A 5658-nucleotide genomic window follows, 5' to 3' on the forward strand; every position below is an offset into this window, starting at 1 on the left:
GTAGGGGCACGACGCGCGGTCGTTGACGGCCTGGAAGTCGATGCCGGGCGCGGCCTTGCGGAGCTGATGCAACATGCCGACCTCGGTGGCGACGAGGACCTGCTTCGCCCCGTCTCACGGGCGGCGTCGATCATGCCGCCGGTGGACAGGATCTTGACCTTGTCGTCGGGCACGAAGCCCTCCCCGGCGAGGTAGAGCGCCGATGTCGCGCAGCCGCATTCGGGGTGGACGAACAGGTCGGCGTCGGGGTGCGCCTTGGCCTGGGCGGCGAGTTCGTCGCCGTTGATGCCGGCGTGCACGTGGCACTCTCCGGCCCAGATGTGCATGTTCTCGCGACCGGTGACGCGCTTGACGTGGGCGCCGAGGAACTGGTCGGGCAGGAACAACACCTCGCGGTCGGGGTCGATGGACGCGACCACGTCGACGGCGTTCGACGAGGTGCAGCAGATGTCGGTCAGCCCTTTGACCTCGGCGGTGGTGTTGACGTACGAGACCACCACGGCATCGGGGTGGTCGGCCTTCCACTCCCGCAGCTGGTCGGCGGTGATCGAGTCGGCGAGCGAGCAGCCGGCTCGCTCGTCGGGGATGAGCACCGTCTTGTTCGGGCTGAGGATCTTCGCGGTCTCGGCCATGAAGTGCACGCCGCAGAAGACGATGGTGTCCTCCTCGGCCTCGGCGGCGATACGCGAGAGCGCGAGCGAGTCGCCGACGTGATCGGCGACGTCCTGGATCGCGGGAAGCTGGTAGTTGTGCGCGAGCAGCGTGGCGTTGCGCTCACGGGCCAACCGACGGACCTCCTCGGCCCACTCCGGCGTCGCCTCGACGCCCGTGTAACCGCCGGGGCCGTCGACGATGGTGGAGGCTCCCGCCCACTCGGTCGTGGTCATGGCCTTGCTCCTTCGAGGGTGTCATCCCGGCGGGTTGTACCGGAATTTCCGTGTTCGAGGTTTTCGACTTAGGATCGAAAACATGACACATGGTAACACCCGTCACGAAGTGCTCATCGCCGTGTTCCAGGTTCGGCACTTCCCGGACGCCTCGGGAGCCTTCCGCGACGAGCCCGAACTCGGGGTGTTGCTGTGGCAGCGAGCACTCGATCCACAGGCCGGCACATGGTCGCTCCCCGGCGGACGACTACGCAGCGACGAGGACCTCACGACGTCGGCCCGGCGCCAGCTGGCGGAGAAGGTCGACGTCCGCAAGGTCGCGCATCTCGAGCAGCTGTCGGTCTTCTCCGACCCGACGCGCGTGCCGGGTCCGCGCACCATCGCGTCCACCTATCTCGGCCTGATCCCCCTGACCTCGGATCCTCAACTCCCGTCCGACACCGCCTGGCATCCGGTGTCGAATCTTCCCGACATGTCCTTCGACCACGGGGTGATGGTGACGAACGCCCATGCGCGCCTGGCCGCGAAGCTGTCGTACACGAACATCGCGTTCGGGCTCGCGCCGGCGGAGTTCTCCATGTCGACTCTGCGCGACATCTATTGCGCGGCGCTGGGATACGAAGTGGATGCCACCAATCTTCAGCGGGTGCTGGCGCGGCGGAACGTGCTCACCCGCACCGGCAACACCGCACCCTCCGGAAAAGCGGGAGGCCGGCCCCCGGCGCTCTACCGCTTCACCGACTCCCGGCTGCGCGTGACGGACGAATTCGCCGCCCTGCGTCCACCGGTGTGAACCTCCCCGAGGAAGTCAGAAAGGCCGGCCCAGGATGACCTCGAGCAACTGCAGCGGCATCGTCAGGAAGGCCGAGCCGACGAACAACGCAGAACGCAGCGGATCGCCCGCCAGATAGCCTTCGCGGATCCATTCCAGAACGTCGACCGAACCCATGGCGCCCCTCCCCTGATCGTCGTGTGATTCCGACGTGTGTGTCGGACAGGAGGAATCGTGCGTTACATGCTCGCGGACGGGATGCCCTCGGACGGACGCGTCAGGCCGGAGAGGACGGTCTCGACCAGAGTGCGGACGTAGTCGTTGGACGGGGGTTCGCCGGTGGCCGACCATTTCTGGGCGACAGGGGCGAACAGCATGTCCACGGCGACATCGAGATCGAGGTCGTCCGGCAGTTGCCCCGCACTCTGCGCGGCCCGGAGCCGGGCCTTCTTCATCTCCCGCATCGGCGTGTCGAGGCGGCGTTCGTATTCCGCTGCGAGTTCGGGGTCTTCGAGCACCGCGACGGTCAATGCGCGCAGCGGGACGGCGAACTTCGGGTCCTGCAGCTCCGCCACGGTCGCCTGCAGTACCGCGATGAGGTCCGCGCGGAGGTCGCCGGTGTCGGGCAGCGCCGCCCCGTCCCCGGCATCGCCCTGCGTGTGCGCCAGATACGCATCGAGGAGCACGGCTCCTTTCGACGGCCACCAGCGATAGATCGTCTGCTTCCCCACGCCGGCCCGAGCGGCGATCGCCTCGATACCGAGTTTCGAGTAGCCGACCTCGGCGACCACGTCGAAAGCGGCATCGAGAATCGCTTTCCGCGAGGCGGGGTTCCGCCGGGAGTTTCCGGGTTCGGGGCGCGCGGGCATGGGTCGACGATATCCCATCGAGACGAGACGTTGCGTCTTGACAGGCATTCCTCGAAGGGTCATTCTCAAGTGAACGAGACGGACCGTCTCGTATCGATCAGGAGGTATGCATGACCATCCGACCGACGACCGCGTACCCCGCCGCTCCCGCCGCGCGTCCCCGCACCTGGTTGATCACCGGCGCGAGCCGCGGCCTGGGCAGGGAGTTCGTCCGCGCCGCGCTGTCGAGAGGTGACAACGTCGTGGCCGTCTCACGATCGATCGGGTCGGCCGATCTCCCCCGGGATCCGGAGCGCCTCCTCCGGCTCCCGGCCGACGTCACCGACCGCACGGCGGTGTTCGCCACTTTCGACAGGGCGCGCGACCATTTCGGAGGCATCGACATCGTCGTCGACAACGCGGGCACCATGGCCTACGGATTCGTCGAGGAGTTCACCGAGGAGCAGGCGCGTGCGCAGTTCGAGACGAACTTCTTCGGAGCGATGTGGGTCAGCCAGGCCGCCATGGCGGCCTTCCGGGGCCGAGGACGCGGGCATCTCGTGCAGATCTCGAGCATCGGGGGCGTACTGAGCGGACCCGGCACAGGGCTCTACAGCGCGAGCAAGTTCGCTCTCGAGGGACTCAGTGAAGCACTGGCCGTCGAGGCCGCGCATTTCGGCATCGACGTCACGATCGTCGAGCCGGGCGGCTACTGGACCGACCTCTATACCACCATGACGGTGAGTACTCCCCGATCGGACTACGACTCGCTGCGAGCCGAGATCGAGAAGCAGAGCGCGTCCACGAGCATCGACAGCCACCCCGCCCTGGCCGCGCGGGCACTCCTCGCGGTCGTCGACGCCGACCGACCGCCGCGACGCATCGTCCTGGGCAGCGCCGTCCTGGACGCGGCCGTGGCCGCCACCCGGGAGAAGGTCGCCAACTGGCTCGAGTGGGAGTCGGTTGGCCGTGCCGCGGAGGACCCCGTACCGGCACCGGAATCCGTGAGTGGGGAGCGATCCGCGGTCCGGAATGTGCGAACCATGTGTCCGGCGGACCCAGATCAGGTGGTCCCGACCGGAGAGCGACGGAGCCGAGAAACTACGCGTGGGTGACACACACGAGATGAGACGATGGGCACCATGAGTGCCGACTCCCGTGTCCTGTGGACCATCGGCCACTGGACGTGTCCGCAGTCCGTCCTGCTCGACACACTGACTTCGGCGGACATCGACGTCGTCGTCGACGTACGGAAGATGCCCGGCTCACGCCGCAGCCCGCAGTTCGACGCCGACGAGATGCCGTCCTGGCTCGACAGCGCCGGGATCGGCTACCTGCACCTCACCGAACTCGGTGGCAGGCGGCCGAAACGGAAGGACGTCGATCCGGCGATCAATGCGGGATGGAAGAACGCGAGTTTCAAGAACTACGCCGATTACACGCTCACCGACGACTTCGAGGCCGGACTGCGACGCCTCACCGAACTGGCCGAGCACCGGCACGTCGCCATCATGTGCGGTGAGCCGATGCCCTGGCGCTGTCACCGCCTGTTGATCGCGAACACCCTCACCGCGCGGGGATGGGCCGTCGTACATCTCGTCAACAACGCGACACCGCGCCCGCACGAGCTGGGACAGTGGGGTGCGACGCCCTCGGTGGGCCCCGATGGCGTGGTCACCTACCCCGGGGAGTCCGGCGACGATTCGTGAGAGCTGTCGCTCGTCACCGCTGTTCGCTCGTCACCGCTGTTCGCTCATCACGGAGTCGACGGTCCCGTGACGCGAACACCGCGCCCACCATCCGTCCGGCGCGATCTGCACGATCATCCGCCGGCCGCACTGCGTGCAGAACCGCGGCGGTTCGAGGCCGAGCTGCACTGCTGCGGAATGGGTTCGGACCGTCCCGTCGACGATCGCCTCGCCGGTGAACGGATCGAACATCAGATCGTCTCGCCCAGGGCCTTGATCGGCATCTTCAGTTCGCCGAGCAGATCGAGGTCGGTCTCCGCGGGCCGGCCGAGCGTGGTGAGGTAGTTGCCGACGATGACGGCGTTGATCCCGCCGAGGATCCCCTTCTGCGCGCCGAGGTCGCCGAGCGTGATCTCGCGGCCGCCGGCGAATCGGAGGATGGTGCGCGGCAACGCCAGCCGGAAGGCCGCCACGGCCTTGAGCGCCTCGGTGGCGGGCAGCACCTCGAGGTCCCCGAAGGGAGTGCCGGGGCGCGGATTGAGGAAGTTCAGCGGCACCTCGTCGGGTTCGAGCGCCGCGAGGTCGGCTGCGAATTCGGCTCGCTGCTCGACGGTTTCACCCATCCCGAGAATGCCGCCACAGCACACCTCCATACCTGCCTCGCGCACCATCCGCAGCGTCTCGAAGCGCTCCTCCCAGGTGTGGGTGGTGACGACGTTGGGGAAGTGTGAACGGGCGGTCTCGAGATTGTGGTTGTAGCGGTGCACGCCCATCGCGACGAGCCGGTCGACCTGATCCTGGGTGAGCATGCCGAGCGAGCACGCGATCTGGATGTCGACCTCGTTGCGGATTGCTTCGATGCCGGCCGCGACCTGCGCGAGGAGTCGTTCGTCGGGTCCGCGCACGGCCGCGACGATGCAGAATTCGGTGGCTCCGGTCTTCGCGGTCTGCTTCGCGGCCTCGACGAGTGACGGGATGTCGAGCCGGGCGGCGCGCACCGGGGAGGCGAACAGGCCCGACTGTGAGCAGAAATGGCAGTCCTCGGGGCAGCCGCCGGTCTTGAGGCTGATGATCCCCTCGACCTCCACCTCCGGTCCGCACCACGCCATGCGCACGTCGTGGGCGACCGCCAGAAGATCGTCGATGCGATCGTCGGGCAGCTGCAGGACCTCGAGGGTCTGGTCGCGGTCGAATCCGATTCCGCGGGCGAGCACCTGGTCGCGGGCGATGTCGAGGATGTCGGTGCGGGCGGGCGCCTGGGTCACTGCCGTCTCCTGGGGTGGCGAGAACTTGAACGTCGTTCAATTGAACAGCGTTCAGGTTAGAGCGAACCGTCCGATAGTGTCAAAGGCACGAATCCATCGGTTCGGATCCCCGGCGGAGCGGTACCGCCGCGGACGGCAGGAGAATCAGGAGCGAAGAAGCAGTGCAGTTGCGACGCGGCGACGTCCTCGACGGCGCCA

7 protein-coding genes and 1 pseudogene are annotated in these 5658 nt (G+C 67.4%); 3 read left to right on the forward strand and 5 right to left on the reverse strand.

What is annotated here, in order from left to right; genetic code table 11:
- A pseudogene (gene nadA / locus R1101_RS26940) lies at positions 1-887 on the reverse strand (quinolinate synthase NadA); the annotation flags it as partial.
- A gap of 82 nt (positions 888-969) precedes the next feature.
- Between nadA and R1101_RS0115040 the strand changes: the two are divergent.
- Positions 970-1680, forward strand: coding sequence for an NUDIX hydrolase (locus R1101_RS0115040; RefSeq protein ID WP_026003308.1), 711 nt, complete (start codon positions 970-972; stop codon positions 1678-1680).
- A 15-nt stretch (positions 1681-1695) separates the two neighbouring features.
- Here the strand turns inward: R1101_RS0115040 and R1101_RS30695 are convergent, their stop codons facing one another.
- A complete protein-coding gene (locus R1101_RS30695) occupies positions 1696-1836 on the reverse strand; it encodes a hypothetical protein (RefSeq protein WP_016934221.1) in 141 nt (46 codons plus the stop codon).
- 62 nt (positions 1837-1898) lie between these two features.
- Positions 1899-2528 carry a TetR/AcrR family transcriptional regulator gene (locus tag R1101_RS0115050; protein WP_016934222.1) on the reverse strand — a complete coding sequence of 210 codons (630 nt, stop codon included), beginning with the start codon at positions 2526-2528 and terminating at the stop codon, positions 1899-1901.
- A 110-nt stretch (positions 2529-2638) separates the two neighbouring features.
- Here R1101_RS0115050 and R1101_RS0115055 point away from each other — a divergent pair, with 110 nt between their 5' ends.
- Both R1101_RS0115055 and R1101_RS0115060 read left to right on the forward strand, forming a co-directional pair.
- Complete coding sequence (locus tag R1101_RS0115055) at positions 2639-3622, forward strand: SDR family NAD(P)-dependent oxidoreductase (RefSeq protein WP_016934223.1); 984 nt, start codon at positions 2639-2641, stop codon at positions 3620-3622.
- A gap of 27 nt (positions 3623-3649) precedes the next feature.
- On the forward strand, positions 3650-4216 hold the full coding sequence (locus R1101_RS0115060; protein ID WP_026003309.1) for a DUF488 domain-containing protein: 567 nt from the start codon (positions 3650-3652) through the stop codon (positions 4214-4216).
- Positions 4217-4246: 30 nt separating this feature from the next.
- On the opposite strand, the gene bsaP is transcribed toward R1101_RS0115060, so the two are convergent.
- Both bsaP and bioB read right to left on the reverse strand, forming a co-directional pair.
- Entirely contained in the window at positions 4247-4447 is a 201-nt protein-coding gene (gene bsaP / locus R1101_RS0115065; RefSeq protein WP_016934225.1) for a biotin synthase auxiliary protein BsaP, read from the reverse strand.
- Positions 4447-5460: a biotin synthase BioB gene (gene bioB, locus R1101_RS0115070; RefSeq protein ID WP_016934226.1), complete on the reverse strand. Its 1014-nt coding sequence runs from the start codon at positions 5458-5460 to the stop codon at positions 4447-4449. Before bioB ends, bsaP begins: the two co-directional genes overlap by 1 nt.
- Positions 5461-5658 lie beyond the last annotated feature (198 nt).

This window comes from Rhodococcus sp. R1101 (genome assembly GCF_000278445.1).
GTDB lineage: Bacteria > Actinomycetota > Actinomycetes > Mycobacteriales > Mycobacteriaceae > Rhodococcus > Rhodococcus gordoniae.